The organism is Halobacillus locisalis (assembly GCF_013694105.1).
Lineage (GTDB): Bacteria > Bacillota > Bacilli > Bacillales > Halobacillaceae > Halobacillus > Halobacillus locisalis.
On the sequence record NZ_JACEFG010000002.1, the window covers coordinates 673863 to 692851 of the forward strand.

The following is an 18989-nucleotide window of genomic DNA, read 5'->3' on the forward strand; positions in this document are numbered from 1 at the left end:
ATACCAACCTGCTATTTTGTTCGCAATGTCTATGAGTATAAGTAGAGCAAGTAGCGTTAGCGAAGTCATTGCTCAATTATATTGGGTGATCCCTATGCATATCATACTAGGTTCGATTCCAAACATTATTCTTTTCATAATACACATTACAGGTCGTGGTAAATTTAAAGAAGTAACACGAGCTTTCTTATTTGGGACAATGCTCGTAATCATCACACAACTGGTCCTTTACATATTTATGTTTCTCTTATTTACTTATGGACCGAAAATATAGGGCTACACAGCTTTCCAAAAGCTCCATAAACCCACTGCTTTAGTGAAAAATGTTTGAGATGTAGTAAGGAAGTCTCTGAGAGGAAAATTTTATGCGATACTTCTTATGCATTGTATTGCGGACGGGAGTCTGACCCACTTCTTATAGTTGCCTGTGTGGAGTTACCTGTAAGAGTGCTTCTACCATCAGCGTATGGGCAAGGTCATGCACCTTAGACGGGATTTTGAAACGGAGACTTACGTATTAGTTCTATATTCTTGTTTTTTAGGTATATCAACTTTACAAACTACTATTTTTCTATATAATAATATAGGTATTTCCAACAATACTATTATATAGGAGTGATTTAATGGGTAAGAAACTATTAGCAGTCATTAGTATTTTAGTACTAATGTTATCAACGTTTTTACCATCAGCAACGGTTTTAGCCGCTGAAGAACAAAGTACGACATTTCCGATTTCAATGCCTGATTTGAGTGGATATCAAATTCTGGGTGGTGAAGTATCACTAAGGTCAGATGAAATATGGGAGCATAATCTATATTTAGATCGAGACCAAGAGAACAACTGGGTCGTTAATTATTCTGAAGCAAATAACAACTTAGCAGAACATACGGATCAGACATTCCATGTATTTGTAAGTATTGAACTTATAGATGGCGACCAAAATCACGTGAGTTTCTTTGATCACCGAGAAGTAAGTGGTCAAGAAATGATGGAAGGATTAGATTTATCAGACTCTAACATCAAGAAATACGAATACAGCACGGATGCTGAATATACAGATAGCAGTCTTACATATGAGTATCAAACAGAATATGACGAAGAAGTTCACAATTTCTATGTGTTTGGCCCTTATTTTTTAGCTAATGAGGTTCCTTCTTCGCTAAGAGTAAGTGGTAATTCTGAGAATGAATATTTTGCTTTTGAGAAATCCTTACCTGAACAAGATGCAGTGATTGACGTTAGTGAGGATTTCCAAATGGGGCATAAAATTTCTTTGAGCAATAGTTCTAACTATAGTGCAACGATTGATAGAATTGAGTTCGTAGATGGTTACAGTCATATGAGTTTCATGGGGCAACAGAGTGCTGTAGAAGAGGTTATGGTTTCGGACGCCTCGAACATCAGAACTCATTTATCTGTAAATGGAGAAAATGAAACTTATGAACTTGAAACAGAACCTATTGAAGTAACAGAAGATACGGCTTTAACTTTTACTGGTGAGGTAGACAGTGAAAAATTAGATAGCTACTCTTATTATGAACAAGGAGAAACGATAAACGGAACGCTTCTTTTTGAGTCTGGTGATTTTCACCTTACGGGTTCGAATGCTCCTGAAGAATTGGGGAACGGTTTGAATCTCAGTTTTTGGGATGGAACGAAAAAGATTGCAGAAACCTATGTAGGTTATGACCTTGATCACTTTTCTTTTCAAGGAATAAGTGAACTGGCCTATGGAACCTATCAATTAAAATACGAGGGAAGTCTTTTCGACAAAGATATCACCAATAGCCTCCCCCTTGATCATTCTCCTAGAAATGATTATCGGGAGCCCGATCTCAAACCGACGAACGTCATCCCTGTTGATGGTTTCGAAGTCCATGAATATTTGGATGGTGAATTATCAAGGATCAAAGACAATGGCGATGTTGATTACAGCAAATGGGTCAAAGAGGATTTAACATTATCGACATATGACAATTATTTAGAGGATTCTGAGGAATATCAGCTGGAATTATCGTATGTTGTAGAGAATAATGATGAATACCTGATTTACCATCATGTTCAACGATTGACGGGTCAACAGTTCAAGCAATTGAGTCAAATTCAAATGAATGACTCATTCCAAAGGTTTGAGTTGTCTAAACCAGAAGGGTATTCTGTGCACAGATTCATGGCTGTTCCGGAATTAAACGGATCTACGTTCACTTTGAATTCTTATGCTAAATTGAATACCTTCCTATTGGATTCTTCAGTGACGAATCCTAACTTTAAATTACAGGGATATACAGGTGGGGATAACTTTTATGCAGTAGCAGAAGATCATGACCCATCTATTCAGGAAGTCTCGTTCAGTGAAGAAAAAGAGAACATGGTTCCCGTAACCGTTACGTCTGCATCACCGATTGACTCTCTGTATATCTTTGATGATGTAGGGAGCTTAGCCAGCCATATTGATGTAATCAATCAACCTCTCATTCTTCACTTACAAAAGAATAGATTGGTAGAGGCGAATATCCTTACACAATCTGGTCAATGGGAATACGGCTTTTCTAGGGATATGAACCCCACAGGCCAAACCGAATTCACATTGGACGACATCAATGCGACATCGGAAATTACTCACAACAATTACTGGGTAGAGGCCAACATCTCTTATAATGGCTTTGCCTTGAATAGAGTGAGTAGCACCAATCATTTTGCGGATGACCAGCCGATTCAAATTATGCTGAAGGATGAAGAGGGCAACGTCGTTCTTCAAGAACAGAAGCAGCACTTTAGCATGGATTTACCTGAGACTCTAGAGGCAGGAAATTATACTGTAGTTTTCGAGTATCCTCATCCATTTGAAGATAAGACGGAAGCCTTTATGAAGGATTTAGTGATTGAAGGCGAAGAAAACAACGATGAAGTAGAAGTACCGAACTTAGAGGTCTTTAAAGTGACGACTGAAAATGATGGTGCTTTATTATCAATCGATCAGACAATCAACTTCAGCCTGGAAGCGGCGAAGCATGATACATTCATTGGTAGAGCAGAAGTTCATTATGTGGATACTTCAGATGAAAATAAAGTGCTACCTTTGACTTTAGAGAACGGCGACATTTCTTATAATGGATCGTTCAAAGTTGCAGAAGGAATGAAACAAGTCCAATACATTGAGGCATGGATTGTTGATCAATCCGATAACAAGTCGTCTAAGGCGACATTGAAGCTGAATAAAGAGGTCGCGAGTACACTTACCGGGCAAGTTGGCTTCGAAGATGGAACACCTTTAAAAGGAAAGGTGTCAGTCACACTTGTTAATGAACATAACTATTTCACAACGACTTCTAGTGAAGACGGACAATTTACATTCGACAAGATCCCAGCAGGCAGCTATTCTTTGAGTGTCTCTACAAATGGTATGAACATTGAGGATGTTGCATCTGTAGAATTGGGTCAATCTGTACGAAAAGTATTGGATAGCAATGTAACGATCCCTTACTATCAAACGATTAAAGTGGCTATTGAAGCGGACGACGATGTTGACATGAAAGATGTGGCAGGCTCATCTTTAGCATTGACTCATTCTGATAATCGCAGATTGTACGGAAAAATCAATGAAAGTGGGGCCTTCGTCAGCTTCAGCGGTGAAGATACTTTTGAACTCGTACCTTCCGGTGACTACGATGTAGAGTTTTATGGTAGTGATCACTATGAACTTAGTCCGACAACAGTGACAATCGATAATGAAACAGACTATCTATCAAACCCATTGACTCTGCAACTATCGGGCACCACACCTGAAACGAGTCAGGTGACGGTTAACGTGAAAGACGCTGGTGGTAATCCAATCAGTAATAGCTATGTCCAGCTTTACAACTGGTCTGTTTCTCAAGAGGTAGGTAAAGAGTATGGCTATGCTATGACAAATGAGGATAGCTCTTTAGGAGTTTCCCCGAAGACGGGTTATACTCTCGAAGTATCTAAGAATGGCTATCAATCATATAGACAAACAGTAGACATTACGTCTGATCGCACGATTGATGTCGTGTTAGAGGAAGCTGTCAGTGTAACTGGCAAGGTCCTAAGTGTAGACGGAGTCATTGATAATGCTAGGATTTATAATCAAAATGGACCAGAGTACACAACGTCAAATGCGGATGGATCATTTGAAATCGAAGGAGTTTCTAAAACGGATGTAGCTCTTAGCATCGAGATGGAAGGTTTCCAAACCCAGACTGTGACGCCAACGTCCAAAGATGGTTCGTATGAAGCCGTTAATGTAACTCTTGTGCGCGATGGATATGTGGAAGGTGCCGTTTATCTGAATTCTCAAGAGCACCCTGTAGCTGGTGGGTTTGTGAACCTATATGATGCTGAAGGGACATTCATCGGCTCTTCCCGATTATCTGAAGACGGACAGTTCAAAATCTATGGTGTGGATAATCAATCTGAACAAGACTACACAGCTAAGATTTCCGGGTGGGATATTCCATATACAACCGAAAAACTATCTCCAACAAAAACGGAACAAACGATTATTATCCCGATGAATGTGGAGAGTGACTTCACAGGAGAAGGGAATAGTTTCGCCGCTACTAAGAGCGGAGCAGCCCCTGGAGAAGTTTTTGAGTATCAAGTGAAATATCAGAATAATGGAGACGCAGCGAAGAATGATCTGCCTATTACATTCAATTTGGATGAAAACGTAGAATATGTTCCGAACAGTGCTTTATTAAATGGAACAAAGGCGTCCATCTCTCTGAATGGGCAAGAGCTGTCCATCGGTGCTCAGGATGTAAAGGCCGGAGATCATGGAACAGTGCGTATCACAGTGAAAATTAAAGACGACGCAACCAGCACTATTTCTACAACAGCAAGTATTAATGACGAATCTGCAAAAGTGGCAACGACAGAGTTGTTATTTGTATCACTCGAAGCTCCTGAAGCGACTTCAACAAAAGAAGTGAAAGTGTATGGAGAAGCGAAACCAGATACGACGGTCAAAGTATTCGCTGGAGACAAAGAATTGTCCACGACCACCGTTGATGGACGTTGGTGGTATGCGGATGTCGAACTTCCAGTAGAAGATGCTATTAAGACAGAAGACTTCTCGTTAGTGGCTCAAGTCACAGACGGAGAGGATACACATTATTCGAAAGCTGTTCAACTCAGCTATAAGCCTGATGTACCTAGAGTAAAAGGTGCCTCGATTACGGCAGGGTGGAACCAGAATGTTCCCCTCAACCCGTACACTGGACTTGTTACGACATCCATCGTTGAATATACACCGATTGATATCGAGGTTCAATTAGATAAAGAAGTAGACAAAGCGTCCATACAGTTTGTCGGGCGTGATGTCACTCTTACACATCAAGGTTCAGGAAAATACACAGGGAAAATCGATCATACTTGGAGTTCATTCGGTGAACAAGTGATGTATGTGACAGTTGAAAATGGAGAAGTGAAAACGAAACTACCATTGATGAATGTCATCGTACTGATTGACCCGTCCGGTTATGTTTTCGAAGGTTCTATGGACAATCGACTTGAAGGCGTAAAAGCCATTGTACAAGAGAAGGTCAACGGTACGTGGAAAGATTGGGATGCTGAAAACTTCGGCCAAGTCAATCCACAAGTGACAGATGATGAAGGTCGTTATGGCTGGGATGTTCCTCAAGGTGACTGGCGCGTCATCTTCTCGAAAGAAGGATACGAAACATATGTGAGTCGTGATGTTGTCGTTCCACCACCAGAAACGGAATTGAATATTCCAATGGTCAGAACATCAACGCCGAAAGTATCGAGTGTTACACCTAGCCATTCATCGACGGATATTGCCATTGGTGGGGAACTGACCGTAATATTTGATCGACTGATGAACCAAAACAATATGGAAAGCCAAATTATTTTAAAAGATGAATCTGGCAATCAAGTTCCTGTATCGTTTACTTTTGAAAACATATCAGGTGCGAAACAAGAAGATGGTTATTATGTAGAAGACGATACTCAAAAGCTATCCAAATCTATAACAGTAAAACCAAATCAAGCACTATCGAACGATACAACTTACACCTTAGCGATTGCACCATCCGTTCAATCGTATGATGGTAAAGCGCTAGGAACCGTTCATGAATCCACATTTACGACGAAGAAGAAAGTAAGTGAAAATGGAGGAAATGAACAAGGGAACACAGGAGGTTCTGATAATGGAAGTGGGTACACGCCAACTCCTACACCTACTCCAGAGCCTGAAGAAGAGACAGGGATTGTGGACCTGAAGCAAACAGAATTCAACGCTGCTGATCACTTTACGTCTATCGATCGTTCTGATGTAGAGCGATGGGATGTATCCGATGATTCTATCGCAGATATTCAGGATGACGGCACAATTGAAATGAAATCTGATGGCCTTGTGGTCGTTGAAGCTACAACGAAAACAGGGGATAAAGTAAGTAAGTTGCTCGTTCTTTCAGAAAAAGAAGTGAAAGAATGGGAACAAGAAGAGACGAATGAGAAAGGCAAGACTTGGACCGTAACATTCAACACGACGATGAATGCGGACCTTTTGAATGACAAAGAAGTACAAATAATCGACGAAGAAGGCAATAAAGTCTCCGTAACCCTCAAGTTATCTGAGGACGGAAAACAATTGATGATTACACCAGAAGAGGATTATGCTGCTGGAGGGTACAACTTGTATATTTCTCACGGGTTAGCGTCTGGAAAAGGGATTGAGATGGATCAATCTATCTTTATGAATTTTAAAGTGAGATAAATAAATATTGCGACAGGTTTTTAGGTAATTAAGCCTAGGAACCTGTCCTTTTTATTTTTAATAAGTATAATAAATAGAATAATCTGTTAATTTATCGATTTATTTATGGTATATTTGTATTGAATAATAAATACTAGAAAGGCTGGTTATTTGTTAAAATAGTCTATTGTTTTTTTGATAACTTTTCTCTTTTTATTTTCTATCCTAAAACTTATGAAGGTAGAAGCAGAAGAATGGTCGACAACAAATGTGAAGAATGACAAACTACCACCGAAATTATCAACGAAGTGGATGAAAAGGTCGTGACGATTCAAGTAGAGACACCGGATTAAGCTAGTCAGGGGAGTGGGGCTGTTGATGAATATGACTTTGAATCTTCAGCGAGAATCTTGATTCAAGCAAAGTAGTGATGGATGACCTTGCCTACTTGTGTCAGGGTGAAGTTGATGAAACACCTTCTTCCTTACGGTGATGGTATGTAAAAGTATTTAGAAAGGGTGGATGACTGATGAACATGAAGTGTATTGGCTTTATCGGTTTTTTATTGATAGTAATGTTCACATTTCCTATGAGTTCCTACGCTGATGTTTCTGAGAGCAAGACATGGACGATTACCTTTAATACAGAAATTGACCCTACCACCGTCAATGAGGATTCTATTAAAGTTTCTGATTTAGAAGGAAATATGGTGGGTGTGCAAGTCGACGTGATCAGTGACAAAGTTGTCGAGGTACGCTCTCCATCCACGGGGTATGAACAAGGGAGTACCTATCTATTGCGTGTTTCCAGTGGGATTCTTTCTGAAGAGGGCGTTCCTTTGAAAGAGGAGATCGTATTGGATTTTACAATAAGGTCCGAAACAGCGGACAATCAGTCTGATCTTGGAACGCACGAGCACGAAATCGGGGAATCTATGGATATTTATTCTCCGGACGTATCTCTCAACTCTTATGGGATTGAGGAGCAAAATATTGATTTGATGGGAATCTCTAAAAAGGGTGAGAATTTGAGTCGCTTAGTATCTATTGAAGGTGATCAGTTAAAAATAGATACTGAAGAAGGGCTGTTGCCTTTAGACATGAATGAGGCATATAAGCTGAAAGTTTATATGAAAAACGGGGATAGATACTACATAACCTTCCGAACATCTGGACTTCCTATTATCTCATCTGATCAAGATGAGGAACGCTTTATTCTTGTACCTGCTCAGCCGGAGAAAGGCTTTAACTATCCTTATTTCCTTAGAATTCCTTCAGATGAACATAAACAGCGTAATGAAGATTCTGCTAGACGATTGATGGTTGTTCCCAACAATACGGGTCCGACTGAAGGAATGTTAGATACGTTAGAGAGGACTCAAGAAGAATCATTTCGGTATCCTTTAGTTCGAGATATTGGTGAGAAGTTATGGTCACCTGTTTTGATACCCGCATTTCCAAGGTACAGAGCTCGATATGATGGAGGTTACTTTTATTCCCATGCTTTGGATCGTTATACGATGACACTTGATGATATGTACAGTGATATGAAAGATGATGATCGATTTTTACAGAGTTTGAATAGGGAAGATTTAACGCTGAACGATATTGAGAAGATGAGTGGGCTTGATTTGCAATTGGAATCGATGATAGATCATGCCATAAGTTATTTAAATGAAAATAATCAAGGTGTAGAAAGCGACAAAGTATTTTTGTCTGGGTATTCCGCCGAAGGGAACTTCACAAACAGATGGGCGGCTTTACACCCAGAAAGGGTCAAAGCAGTAGCTTCTGGAGGAGTGAACAGTACGGCAATCATCCCGATGGAAGAGATCGATGGCAGAGAACTGATTTATCCGATTGGAGTAGCAGATGTTGAAGAAATTACAGGCCAACCTTTTGACCTGAAGGCTTATAATAATGTCGCGAACTTCATGTATCAGGGAGAAGGGGACCGTAACGACACCTATCAATACAGTGATACTTTCGGCCCTGAAGAAAAACAGCTCATTAAGGATTTCATGGGCGAAGAAATGTATCCGACGAGGTGGGAAAATAATAAAGAGTTGTACTTCCAATCAAGTGCTGAAGGAGCTTTCGGATTATATTATGATCTTGGTCATGAAATTACAGATTATATGATCAGTGATCTTGTGGAGTTTTTCCGAGCTAATCGTGAATCGGAACAGCCCGTGTATCCAAGTTCTACTGACTATTTAGAAGTAGATAGTGGGCAATAGCTTAATATGTAAAAGATAGTCTCGTTTTAGAGGAAACTCTCGGACGGGTCTTCTTTTTTGTGGTCCGAAATTCGGTGCCTGCCCCTACTATGTTAGTGATATAAAGGTATAGATGTAGAATGGTCTCGCTTGAGTGGGAACTCTTGAGCGAGAATTTTTTATTTTATGAGTTATATGCGGTCAGGAGTCTGACACGCATTTTTTCGTTACTTGATTATTTTTGTGTGTTTTCCAATAGTAGTGTTTCTTTCATGAGCATGTGAGCTAGGGTCAGGCACTCTGGTGAAGCTGGTGTCGACTAGGTATGTACGTTTATTTGCTATGGTGATCGTGAACAGCTGAGTATCATGAAAACAGCGATAACTATTGCTGACTTGAAAGGGGGGGGAGGAGGATATTTCAAAGCAGACTTTAAATGAAGCTGTAAGACTAAGAACCACTGCTTCTTTCATTTCATAAAAAACACCTTTCAATTGCAAATAATTATTTGCAATTGAAAGGTGTTTTAATAGATTTGGTACAATAGATTATTCCACTTTTCGTGAATCTATGCGACTTTTCAGCTTATTGATTCCTTCATAAAGCATATAGACCCCGTAACTTTGAATCACAATCAAACTCGGCATTAGGACGAAACGATACCTTGTCTGTATCTCGATAAGCAGATGGATCATGGCATAACCGATAATGAACAAGACAAAGAATAGGGCGAGCTGTTTAGGGTCTTGGGCATTTCGTTTCAAGACAACGAAAAGACCGAGAATACCAAGGCCACCGTAGAGGAATAGAGGGAAATACATCGCTTTTTCCAATTGGAACAGCCGTTCTTTCACATTCTCGTTACGATCTCCATACCCCCATATGACGGAGGCATCAAGGTTCGCCCACATCATTTCAAACTTATCCCTGAATAATTCGACAAGCCGGGATGGGTCTTCGAGGCGTTCCTCAATCAACTCTCTTTCCTTTTCTACTCGTTCTTCTCCTTCGTACTGGTTCAATAGCTTCAAGTCGCTATCGGAATACGTTCCGCTCGTTTCATGGTTTAACCCGATAACAAATTTCCAAAGTGGATCCCTGTTCTCTAAAGGGTAATCCGAAACACCTGAGAGCATAAGAGACTGGGAGACAATGAATAGAACAAGCGAGTAAGTAGCAATGACTCCGGCTAGTTTCCCTGCTGAAAAGAGCGCTTCTCGAAGTCTCTTTCCAAGCATGAAGACAACGAAGATGAATAACCCTGTTGCTAACAGCACGAAAGGTCCAAGTGGTCGGATAATATGACCGAATGCAAAGAGCACGCCAATCACAGCCCAAACCCATGTACTCTTTTCAAAGTGGCGAACAAGCAGATAAGCGCCTAGGTAGAAAAGGAAGGTAGCTAAGATCTGGTTCGTAAGCAAAGACGTCATGATGATGGTGGGAAGGTAAAACGTGTACACGATGCCGCTTAATCTTCCGACGCGCTCGTTAAAGAGCTGGACCCCGATTTTATATACGATGAACACGGTCGCGCAGCTGAGTAGAATGTTAATCAGCTGTAGCGGAAATAGTTGATCACCAAAAATGAAAAGGAGAAATGCCTGGTACATGACAAAGCCGAGTTGATACACCCAGCGCTGGAAATAGTCACTTTCCATAAAGGCGAAATTACCTTCTGAAGCTGACATAGACGCTCTGTGTAGAATGTAGAAATCTGATACGGGTTGGGCTGGCACATATAAAACCCATAGAATTCGCACCAGAAAGCTGACCCCAAGCAGACTGATGATAAAGACCCGGGTGGACAGTTTTTGTGACGTTAATAGATAGGTCAAAGCCATAGCGGCTATACTGCCGAGGCCAATAAGAAGATCAGGCCTTACATAAAGCTCATCAAAAGACAGCCAGTTAAAATAAACACCCGCTCCCATATAAATAAGACCGAAAGTAAGAATGACAAAAGCGCAAAATAACTTAAAATACTTATTGATCATCGGAGAAAGACTCCTTTTTTCCATTAAATATATAATATTTGCTGATGATATAGTTAAAGATGACAACGACTACGTTGGCGATGATTTTGGAAAACAGGTCGTTCATTACAAGGACATCGACCAGCAGAATCATGACACCAAGATCCAGTCCTAATGAAAAAAAACGTGCCCCTATGAAAGGGGCGATTTCAGATAGAATCGATTGATTGCTTTTGAATACATACGCTTTATTTGTGAAAAAGGCAAAAAGTACGGCCGCTCCCCATGCTAAGGAGGTAGCCAGTCTGTAGTCCATCGACAGAACCGAAGCTAGACCATAATAGACGACGATATTGACAAGAGTGGTCAGTCCGCCAAAAAGTAAATACATGAATAACTCATTTCGCAGCAACGTTTTAATCATTGTTGTTCTGACTCACTCTCTTTTGGCCGTTAAAGTTCATGACTCTCTCCTCATTATATTCGTGAATGAAATAGAGCGGTCTGTTCTTCGTCTCATTGAAGACTCGTCCAAGATACTCACCAATGATACCAAGCACAATCAGTTGGATACCTCCAATAAATAGAATGACACTCATAAGGGAAGGATAACCGGCAACCGACTCCCCGAAGGCAATCGTCTTGAAGATAATCCAAATCATATATAAGAAGGCGAAAAAGGATACGGTGATTCCCATCAATGAGGAGAACCTCAAGGGAGCGGTCGTAAAGGAGGTTACCCCTTCAATCGCTAAGTCGAAAAGCTTGCCGTAATTCCACTTCGTTTCACCAGAAATACGAGGATCACGATCGAAGAGGATTTCTTTTTTATGATACCCGACCCAACTGAACATGCCTTTCGTATAACGCTGGGTTTCACGAATCTGTCTGATCGCTTCGACACAGCGGCGATCGAGCAGACGGAAGTCCCCGGTGTTTTCCTGAATGGGCACTTGACTCATACGCTTCAGAAGTTTGTAAAAAAGACCGGCGGTCGCTTTCTTCATGATTGTCTCGCCGCGACGGCTTCGACGCTTCGCATAAACGTCATCATAGCCTTGTTCCCAGTATTTCACCATCTCAGGGATCAGCTCAGGCGGATCCTGCAAATCCGCATCAAGGATGATGACAGCATCCCCTTTGGCATAATCGAACCCTGCGATCATGGCGGTCTCTTTTCCGAAGTTTCTCGATAAGTCCACATAGGAAACCTTCTCATCTTTTTTTCGTAAATCCTTGATGATTTCCATCGTGGCGTCTTGACTTCCATCATTGACGAACAAGAATTCGAACGCATAATGAGACAGGTCTGAAGTGGATTCTAGCAATCGATTATATAAATGATGTAAAGATTCTTCTTCATTATAAGCAGGAATCAGGATCGTAATCTGTTTCACTGTAGTAAACTCCTTTCGGGACTTACATATCAAAGGAAAGAATATAATTAAAATTAATAAAAATAACGCTCTTAATTGTAACATATGGGAAGACCATAGCAAGGAACTTCCTGTTTTGTATGGTATTTAACAATAAATAAAAATGTCCTATCGAATGAGTAAAAAGGTGATCTAAGTTGGTAATGTTTGTTACAATTCAAATTACATCAACTTTTATTGTAGATTCAACGTAGAGAGGAAGAATAGAAAGTGGGAAAAGTGAAAAAAGCCATCATTCCAGCAGCGGGATTAGGCACTAGATTCCTACCTGCCACCAAAGCGATGCCTAAAGAAATGCTCCCGATCGTGGACAAGCCTACGATTCAATACATTGTAGAAGAGGCGATCGAATCTGGTATTGAAGATATCATCATTGTGACTGGAAAAGGGAAACGTGCTATTGAAGACCATTTTGATAAGAATTTTGAACTAGAAAACAATTTAATGGAAAAAGAAAAGTTTGAAATGCTTGAGAAAGTGAACGAAACGTCGAATGTAGATATTCATTACATCCGTCAAAAAGAACCTAAAGGACTTGGACACGCCGTGTGGTGCGCTCGTAAGTTTATTGGCGATGATCCATTTGCTGTTCTTCTTGGTGACGACATTATCCAATCTGAAGAGCCTGGACTTAAACAACTGTTGGATCAATACGAGCGTACTCATTCACCTGTCATCGGAGTTCAGCAAGTTCCAGACAACCAGACACATCGCTACGGGGTTATTGAACCGGATACGCAAAGTGGACGACTATACAAAGTGAAGTCATTTGTTGAAAAACCTCCACAAGGTCAAGCGCCCTCTAATCTGGCCATTATGGGCAGGTATGTCCTGACTCCAGAGATCATGGAGTTCCTTAACCGCCAAGAAGTAGGCGCAGGTGGGGAAGTGCAGCTCACAGACGCCATTCATCATTTAAATGAAACAAAGCAAGTTTTTGCTTATGACTTTGAAGGGGCACGATATGATGTAGGGGAGAAATTTGGTTTCATAAAGACGACGATTGAGGTAGCTCTAGGACGTCCGGAACTTAGAGATGATGTAGTAGAGTTAATGAAGGAATTCGTTCAAAACGAAAAACAAGTTAAACCTTAACAAAATGAGACGATAAGCGTGACCAGGGAGCGAGAGTGTCTGTTTCCTGGTCTTTTTATTTCCAGGAGTCCGACAGTTTGATCGGAATTTTTATGATAGTAACTTGCCTACACATTGCTTATTCTCACATTCCGATTTATGGTATTCTGGAAGTAGTATATTCTTATAAATTTGCCTGCACAAAGGAAAATCATAAAGGGGATGATGCGTCATGGCGAACCTCTACTCTTCCACTTTAGAGAACCTGGAAAAAACGTTCATGCCTTACCTTTCTGAATATCAGCGATATATCGATTTTCATACGATGAGGAACATGAAGCAGGTCCTCAAAGGTAAGCGCCCCGTCTATTTTGACCTTGATATAAAAGAAACCGCAGAGATGAAAACGAGGACGATACTGGATGTATGGTGGGATGGGGTGTTAGTCACCGTGGTCATTCCCTCAACGAATACATTCAACACGACGATCGAGATTTACGGAAAGCCTCCGAAAATGTTGATTGCGAGACTTGAATTGAATGAAGAGCGAAAAGCGTTCTTTCCGACTTATATGAAAGAAGAGTTTGCCCGGCGAAAAGCGCTCAGAGATATATTAAGTGAGTTTTCGATGAAACTTTTCACCCACCTCAACACGTATATAGGAGGAGCGGAATCACAAGGGGAGAAGCAATCCTCCGAATTTCCAGGCGATGCGGAAAGATTCGAAAGCTGGGAATTTCCGTTTTTGGAACACCACCCTGATCTCCAACAGGAATGGCTTACGCTAACGAAACGGTCGGCCAAACAGTACAGGCGTATTGAAGAACTTGAGATTGAAGATAAATTCGCATTGGAAACGATGGTGGATAAAGATGTTCCGACGTTCATCGAATCGTTCCAGAAACTTTCCGATGAGAATAAGGAAAGGAAGAAGGACGAGCTGTTTGAGACGATGAGCGATTTGAAGATATTCATCGAGAAGCTGGAACGAAAAGAAGAGGAAGTCTATTCGCAGAGTTTTGATAAAAGTAAAGGCGTCATCGCTTCGAAATACAACAAGAACAGTCAGGATGATGAAGACGACTTGTTCTAAGGTTGGAGAAGTTATTTCCGTCATATAATCAGGAAGGAGAGAGGTACGATGAGTTCAGATTCTGTCCATAATGATCAGCTCAGCCCTGAAGATGTAGATGTCACGTTGATTCGAAAAGAAGATATCGAGCGTTTGAATAAGGAAGCGGAAGTGTATGCCGAACGATTGGAATCATCACAGGATCCGTCCCTTTCAGAAGTGCTGAAGGAACTGGCCGATCTAGGTGAAAAAGAGCAGCATGTCGCAGGCGAAACGATGGAGACGATGAAACGTCCTGTGAACGACCTGATGAACAAAAGCAATAACGATATCCCGCAAACGTTGAATGAGCTTGAAAGAGTCGTGTCCGATCTTGACCCGAAACGGACGGAAGGAAACGGTGTCCAGAAGTTCTTTTATAAGTTAAGCAAATCGAAACCGATCGATCGCTATATGAAAAAATATGAAACGATCGACGGCAAGATCGATATGATCATTCGTAGCCTTCTGGCAGGGAAAGACAAGCTTGAGGAAGACAGCGTTGAACTGCAGATGATCAAGGAGAATGCGCAGAAGCGGATTTATGATTTGGAGAAGCAGATTTACCTTGGAAAGAAGCTGTTTGAGCTTTTGAAAGAAAAAGAGACAGAGGGCAATTATGACCCAGCTCTTTTAACAGAAGGAAAAGAGAAAATCATTACCCGAACGAGAAACATGACGCAAATGAAAATCGTGCTCGATCAGAGTATGACGTCTGTTGATATCATCAAGAAGAACAATGAAAAGTTGAAAGAATCGATTCGTAATGCTGTGACGCTGACGAAAAACATCATTACCGTTTCGGCGGCTATTCAACTGGCCTTGAATAATCAGCGGCAGGTCATTGATACGGTCAACGGCGTCAATAAAGCGACGGAAGAGATGCTGCTTTCGAATTCTCGCAGTTTGAAACAAACGACAGAAGAGACTACGCAACTGATGGAGAACCCGTCCATTTCAATGGAAGCGTTGCAGGAATCGTTCGATAATGTATTTGATGCTCTGAAGACGACGGAACAGTCTTCTGAACGAATCATTGCTTCGAGTGAGAAGTTCATCGAGGAGATGGATACGTTGAATGATCGTGTTCGGGAGAGGTTGTCGGAGTCGAAGAAACTTCCAAGTAGGAGTTCTGAACTGTCCCGCAATACAAACTGATGGTTCAGTGTCTGACTGAGGGGTTATAAAGGAAGTCTTACTTGAGAGGAAACTCTTGAGTCAGGCTTCTTTTTTGTTCGGAAATCTAGATGGTTTTGACTGTATTAAGTGACTAAAACGGTAGAGAGAAGTGGGATCAACGCGGTTTTGAGATGGACGACTCAGGCATACTGCTTTGATTGACGTTCTCACCACGGTTTTAGTGAATGTCAGCGACCAAAACCGTAGAGAAGATCTTCATCACCACAGTTTCTAGTGTCGTTCTAGTTAGAAAGTGTGGAGAGGTGGTCAGATCCACTTGGTTTTTGACACGAGAACCGTCCCCATGAGCACTCTACTTATTTTATGGATAATATAGTAAAATGGAATATACATAGTATTCGAAAATGAGAGTGAGTGAAGGGAGGCGCGTTCCAGTGTATAAGAATTGGTTTTTCCGAAGAGTGGACCGGTTGATTGACTGGTTTGAGGCTCACCAAAAAGGTTTATACGGCATTTCCATAACCATCATCTTTCTGTTAGCTCTAGGCTTAGGAGGCTATACGGTTTGGGAATATTGGAATGATCCTATGTTCACGAACCCTGGAACAATACTCGAACATATGGCGAACATCCCATTCCTTATGGGAATTCTAGCTATGGTTTTGGTACTAGCTGGCGGGTTGTTCATCGTATGGATGTCATTATCTATGGTCAAAAAGGTGAAAATTAATAAAATGGAATTCGACATTGGAGATAGCTCCTTTGAGGAAACGAGAATCCGCCAACGTTTCACTTTCATCTCCTCCATGCTCGAACAGAATGTCGAAATCCTGTCTGATATATATGAAGACAAGCAATCGTTTGAACAGCGAATGAAAGAAAATACGGTGCAACATGAAATCATCAGCTATTTAGCTTCTGATTATCGAGATTACATACAGGTGTTCTATCCCGAATTAAAGTCAGAGCTGTCCATTGTAGATACGCCTCGGAATATGGATCATAACACAAAGCGTTTATATAAGTTCCTCATCAGAAATAAGGAGACCCAGCAAGCCGTTTATTCGAACCGATTATTGAATGGGGAGAACACGCTGGTCGGTTTAGCGTATTTTGAGAAGGAATTTGAAGGGGAATCCAAAGGACAGTATAAAGTGGATACGGAAGAGCACATCATTGTGATCATGAAAACCGGATTTGATTTACCATTCGAGCAATATGACGTCGATGCCCTTCAGAGTATCATCCATTACTCTAAGATTTTATATGAGGAGTTAATGGTCACATATATCCTGGATGCGGATGATCGGATAGACGATGAGTAAAGGGACAAGCGGTTCAAAATTTGGTATAATGGAAGGGAAGGAGATGATACTATGACCGTTAAGGATAAAGTATCCCCAGAAGAGAAAGCGAAAGAGTACGTGAGAAATCGTCAGAGACGTATTAAGAAGAGCAAATCTAACCAAGATGGTACTTCAAGTTTATTAAAATATCTACACGAACAACGTAAAGAGAAAAAAGCTCTCTAATGAGGGCTTTTTTTGATCTTCATTCGCTATAAGGAGGCACTGGATTATATCCTACTGTCCTGATTAAAGGGAGTCCTTAGGGGCTCTTTTTTTCTTCATCTTTTTAAAAAAGCTTTGATTAGCGATGTTATTAAGGATAGAGGGCGGCGAAACTTTCCCCTTAACCTGATTAATGAAGAGATTCACTCGCTTCCTTATGTAATCTTCGCGCATTTTCATTCCTCCTATAGAGCATCTCTTAGTATTGTATGTAAGTTGGAATAAAGTAATCATTTACCCTGTGTTTTCTTAGAGAAGCGTTGGAGTCAGAGGAAAGTATCTTTGATTTCGCTCTTTTTAATATTCATTCCACTCTACATCAGAACCGTCCCCACGAAAAAACACAAAAAAACATCCCCCATCGAAATGGAGGATGCCTTCATTTGAGATTAATATTGAACAGCGTCTAGAGAGTTGATCAGACCGTGCTCGAAGTAGTAGCCAGTACCACTGATCGGGTCAGCTGTTTGCTCGATGGCAGCGCGAATATTAGAGTTCGAGCGACCTTGAGAAGCGAGCAGTCCGGCCAGCCCGGCGACATGCGGAGCGGCCATAGATGTTCCGGATTTATAAGCATATCCGTTGTTCGGTGTTGTAGAAGCAATGGATACACCTGGTGCCGTAACGTCAACCCACGTTCCATAGTTCGAGAAGGAAGCGACATTGTTGGAGCTATCTACAGCACCTACCGCAATCGCATTCGTGTAAGAAGCAGGTTCGAATGTTGTGGAAACTCCGTCGTTACCAGCAGCGGCAATCACGACAGATCCACTGTTCCAAGCATAATCCACAGCATCTTCTAATGTCTGAGTATCACAGTTACAACCAAGAGAAAGGTTGATGACTTCAGCACCAACATCAGCAGAGTAACGGATCGCATCCGCAATATCATTCAATGAACCATTTCCTTGAGCGTTCAACGCACGAACAGCAAGGATTTTCGTATTAGGAGCCATACCAGCAACACCTGTACCGTTATTCGTTTCCGCAGCGGCTGTACCGGCAACGTGTGTACCGTGACTGTTCAGGTCCATCGGGTAGTAATCATTATCGACAAAGTCATATCCTAAAATCGTTTTGTCGTTCAAGTCTGGGTGGTTATAATCTACACCAGAGTCGATGATCGCGATCTCTTGGGAACTGCTACCTTGTGTAATATCCCAAGCAGCCGGTGTATCCGTGTTTTGTGGTCCGTATTGATAACCACTGTAGTAAGTATCATTTGGTGTGAAGGTCGCTTCGAACAAGTAGTTCGGTTCCGCGTATTCAACGTTCGGATTGTTGTTCAATGCCTTCACAACAGCTTCAACATTTCCTACCTTAAGTACTTTTACCTTCGAATCGACTACGGCTTCATTGTCCTCTAGAACATTAGCATCGAATTTTTCTAATTGTTTACTAGAAAGGCTTTTGCCTTCTTTGAATTTAACGACCACTTCACCTTTCTTATACTTTCCTACCTCTTCAGATAGGTTGATTTTGTTGTCTTTGACAGGTGCATCAACACCAGGAGCGGCGAAAGCTTGACCAGAAACAGGAAGGACGGCTAACGTAGCAGCGAGTGACAGAGTTGCGAGCTTTTTGAATTTCAAATTCTATTCCTCCTTAAAAAGATATACTCTACATATTCTGAGAAATAGACAGAATACCTGCTAAATCGGGGTTGGGATAGAGGGGGTGAATTTAGTATACTAAAGCGCCTATGTGAAGCTCACATTTCCCA

The 18989-nt window shown here is 41.2% G+C and carries 11 protein-coding genes; 7 read left to right on the plus strand and 4 right to left on the minus strand.

Features of this window, described 5'->3' with window-relative positions; all coding sequences use genetic code 11:
• The first annotated feature begins 623 nt into the window (after nucleotides 1-623).
• On the plus strand, nucleotides 624-6761 hold the full coding sequence (locus tag H0266_RS10475) for a carboxypeptidase regulatory-like domain-containing protein (RefSeq protein ID WP_181472342.1): 6138 nt from the start codon (nucleotides 624-626) through the stop codon (nucleotides 6759-6761).
• A gap of 508 nt (nucleotides 6762-7269) precedes the next feature.
• Nucleotides 7270-8979 (plus strand): Ig-like domain-containing domain, encoded by a 1710-nt coding sequence (locus H0266_RS10480; protein WP_181472343.1) that lies wholly within the window; start codon nucleotides 7270-7272, stop codon nucleotides 8977-8979.
• Between the two features lie 527 nt (nucleotides 8980-9506).
• Here H0266_RS10480 and H0266_RS10485 read toward each other — a convergent pair.
• The 3 genes from H0266_RS10485 to H0266_RS10495 are packed head-to-tail and all read right to left on the minus strand — an operon-like array spanning nucleotide 9507 to nucleotide 12331.
• Nucleotides 9507-10955, minus strand: a complete 1449-nt coding sequence (locus tag H0266_RS10485; protein WP_181472344.1) for an ArnT family glycosyltransferase — start codon at nucleotides 10953-10955, stop codon at nucleotides 9507-9509.
• A complete protein-coding gene (locus H0266_RS10490) occupies nucleotides 10945-11358 on the minus strand; it encodes a GtrA family protein (protein ID WP_181472345.1) in 414 nt (137 codons plus the stop codon). Before H0266_RS10490 ends, H0266_RS10485 begins: the two co-directional genes overlap by 11 nt.
• On the minus strand, nucleotides 11351-12331 hold the full coding sequence (locus tag H0266_RS10495) for a glycosyltransferase (RefSeq protein ID WP_181472346.1): 981 nt from the start codon (nucleotides 12329-12331) through the stop codon (nucleotides 11351-11353). Before H0266_RS10495 ends, H0266_RS10490 begins: the two co-directional genes overlap by 8 nt.
• A gap of 249 nt (nucleotides 12332-12580) precedes the next feature.
• On the opposite strand from H0266_RS10495, the gene galU reads away from it, so the two are divergent.
• The 5 genes from galU (at nucleotide 12581) to H0266_RS10520 (ending at nucleotide 17227) form a co-directional block, all read left to right on the plus strand.
• Nucleotides 12581-13465 carry a UTP--glucose-1-phosphate uridylyltransferase GalU gene (gene galU / locus H0266_RS10500; protein WP_181472347.1) on the plus strand — a complete coding sequence of 295 codons (885 nt, stop codon included), beginning with the start codon at nucleotides 12581-12583 and terminating at the stop codon, nucleotides 13463-13465.
• A gap of 211 nt (nucleotides 13466-13676) precedes the next feature.
• The gene (locus tag H0266_RS10505; protein ID WP_181472348.1) at nucleotides 13677-14537 is read left to right on the plus strand and encodes a hypothetical protein; all 861 of its coding nucleotides are present in this window, start codon (nucleotides 13677-13679) and stop codon (nucleotides 14535-14537) included.
• A gap of 48 nt (nucleotides 14538-14585) precedes the next feature.
• Nucleotides 14586-15713 (plus strand): toxic anion resistance protein, encoded by a 1128-nt coding sequence (locus H0266_RS10510; protein WP_181472349.1) that lies wholly within the window; start codon nucleotides 14586-14588, stop codon nucleotides 15711-15713.
• A gap of 416 nt (nucleotides 15714-16129) precedes the next feature.
• Entirely contained in the window at nucleotides 16130-17020 is an 891-nt protein-coding gene (locus H0266_RS10515) for a hypothetical protein (protein WP_181472350.1), read from the plus strand.
• Between the two features lie 51 nt (nucleotides 17021-17071).
• Entirely contained in the window at nucleotides 17072-17227 is a 156-nt protein-coding gene (locus H0266_RS10520; protein ID WP_181472351.1) for a hypothetical protein, read from the plus strand.
• 428 nt (nucleotides 17228-17655) lie between these two features.
• Here H0266_RS10520 and H0266_RS10525 read toward each other — a convergent pair whose 3' ends face one another.
• Nucleotides 17656-18858: a S8 family peptidase gene (locus H0266_RS10525; protein ID WP_181472352.1), complete on the minus strand. Its 1203-nt coding sequence runs from the start codon at nucleotides 18856-18858 to the stop codon at nucleotides 17656-17658.
• Between the last annotated feature and the right edge of the window lie 131 nt (nucleotides 18859-18989).

Excerpts from the sequence above, each read along its gene's own strand:
- H0266_RS10485 (WP_181472344.1), bottom strand. The coding sequence starts at position 10,955 with ATGATCAATAAGTATTTTAAGTTATTTTGCGCTTTTGTCATTCTTACT.
- H0266_RS10510 (WP_181472349.1), top strand. The coding sequence starts at position 14,586 with ATGAGTTCAGATTCTGTCCATAATGATCAGCTCAGCCCTGAAGATGTA.
- H0266_RS10490 (WP_181472345.1), bottom strand. The coding sequence starts at position 11,358 with ATGATTAAAACGTTGCTGCGAAATGAGTTATTCATGTATTTACTTTTT.
- H0266_RS10475 (WP_181472342.1), top strand. The coding sequence starts at position 624 with ATGGGTAAGAAACTATTAGCAGTCATTAGTATTTTAGTACTAATGTTA.
- H0266_RS10505 (WP_181472348.1), top strand. The coding sequence starts at position 13,677 with ATGGCGAACCTCTACTCTTCCACTTTAGAGAACCTGGAAAAAACGTTC.
- H0266_RS10480 (WP_181472343.1), top strand. The coding sequence starts at position 7,270 with ATGAACATGAAGTGTATTGGCTTTATCGGTTTTTTATTGATAGTAATG.
- H0266_RS10520 (WP_181472351.1), top strand. The coding sequence starts at position 17,072 with ATGACCGTTAAGGATAAAGTATCCCCAGAAGAGAAAGCGAAAGAGTAC.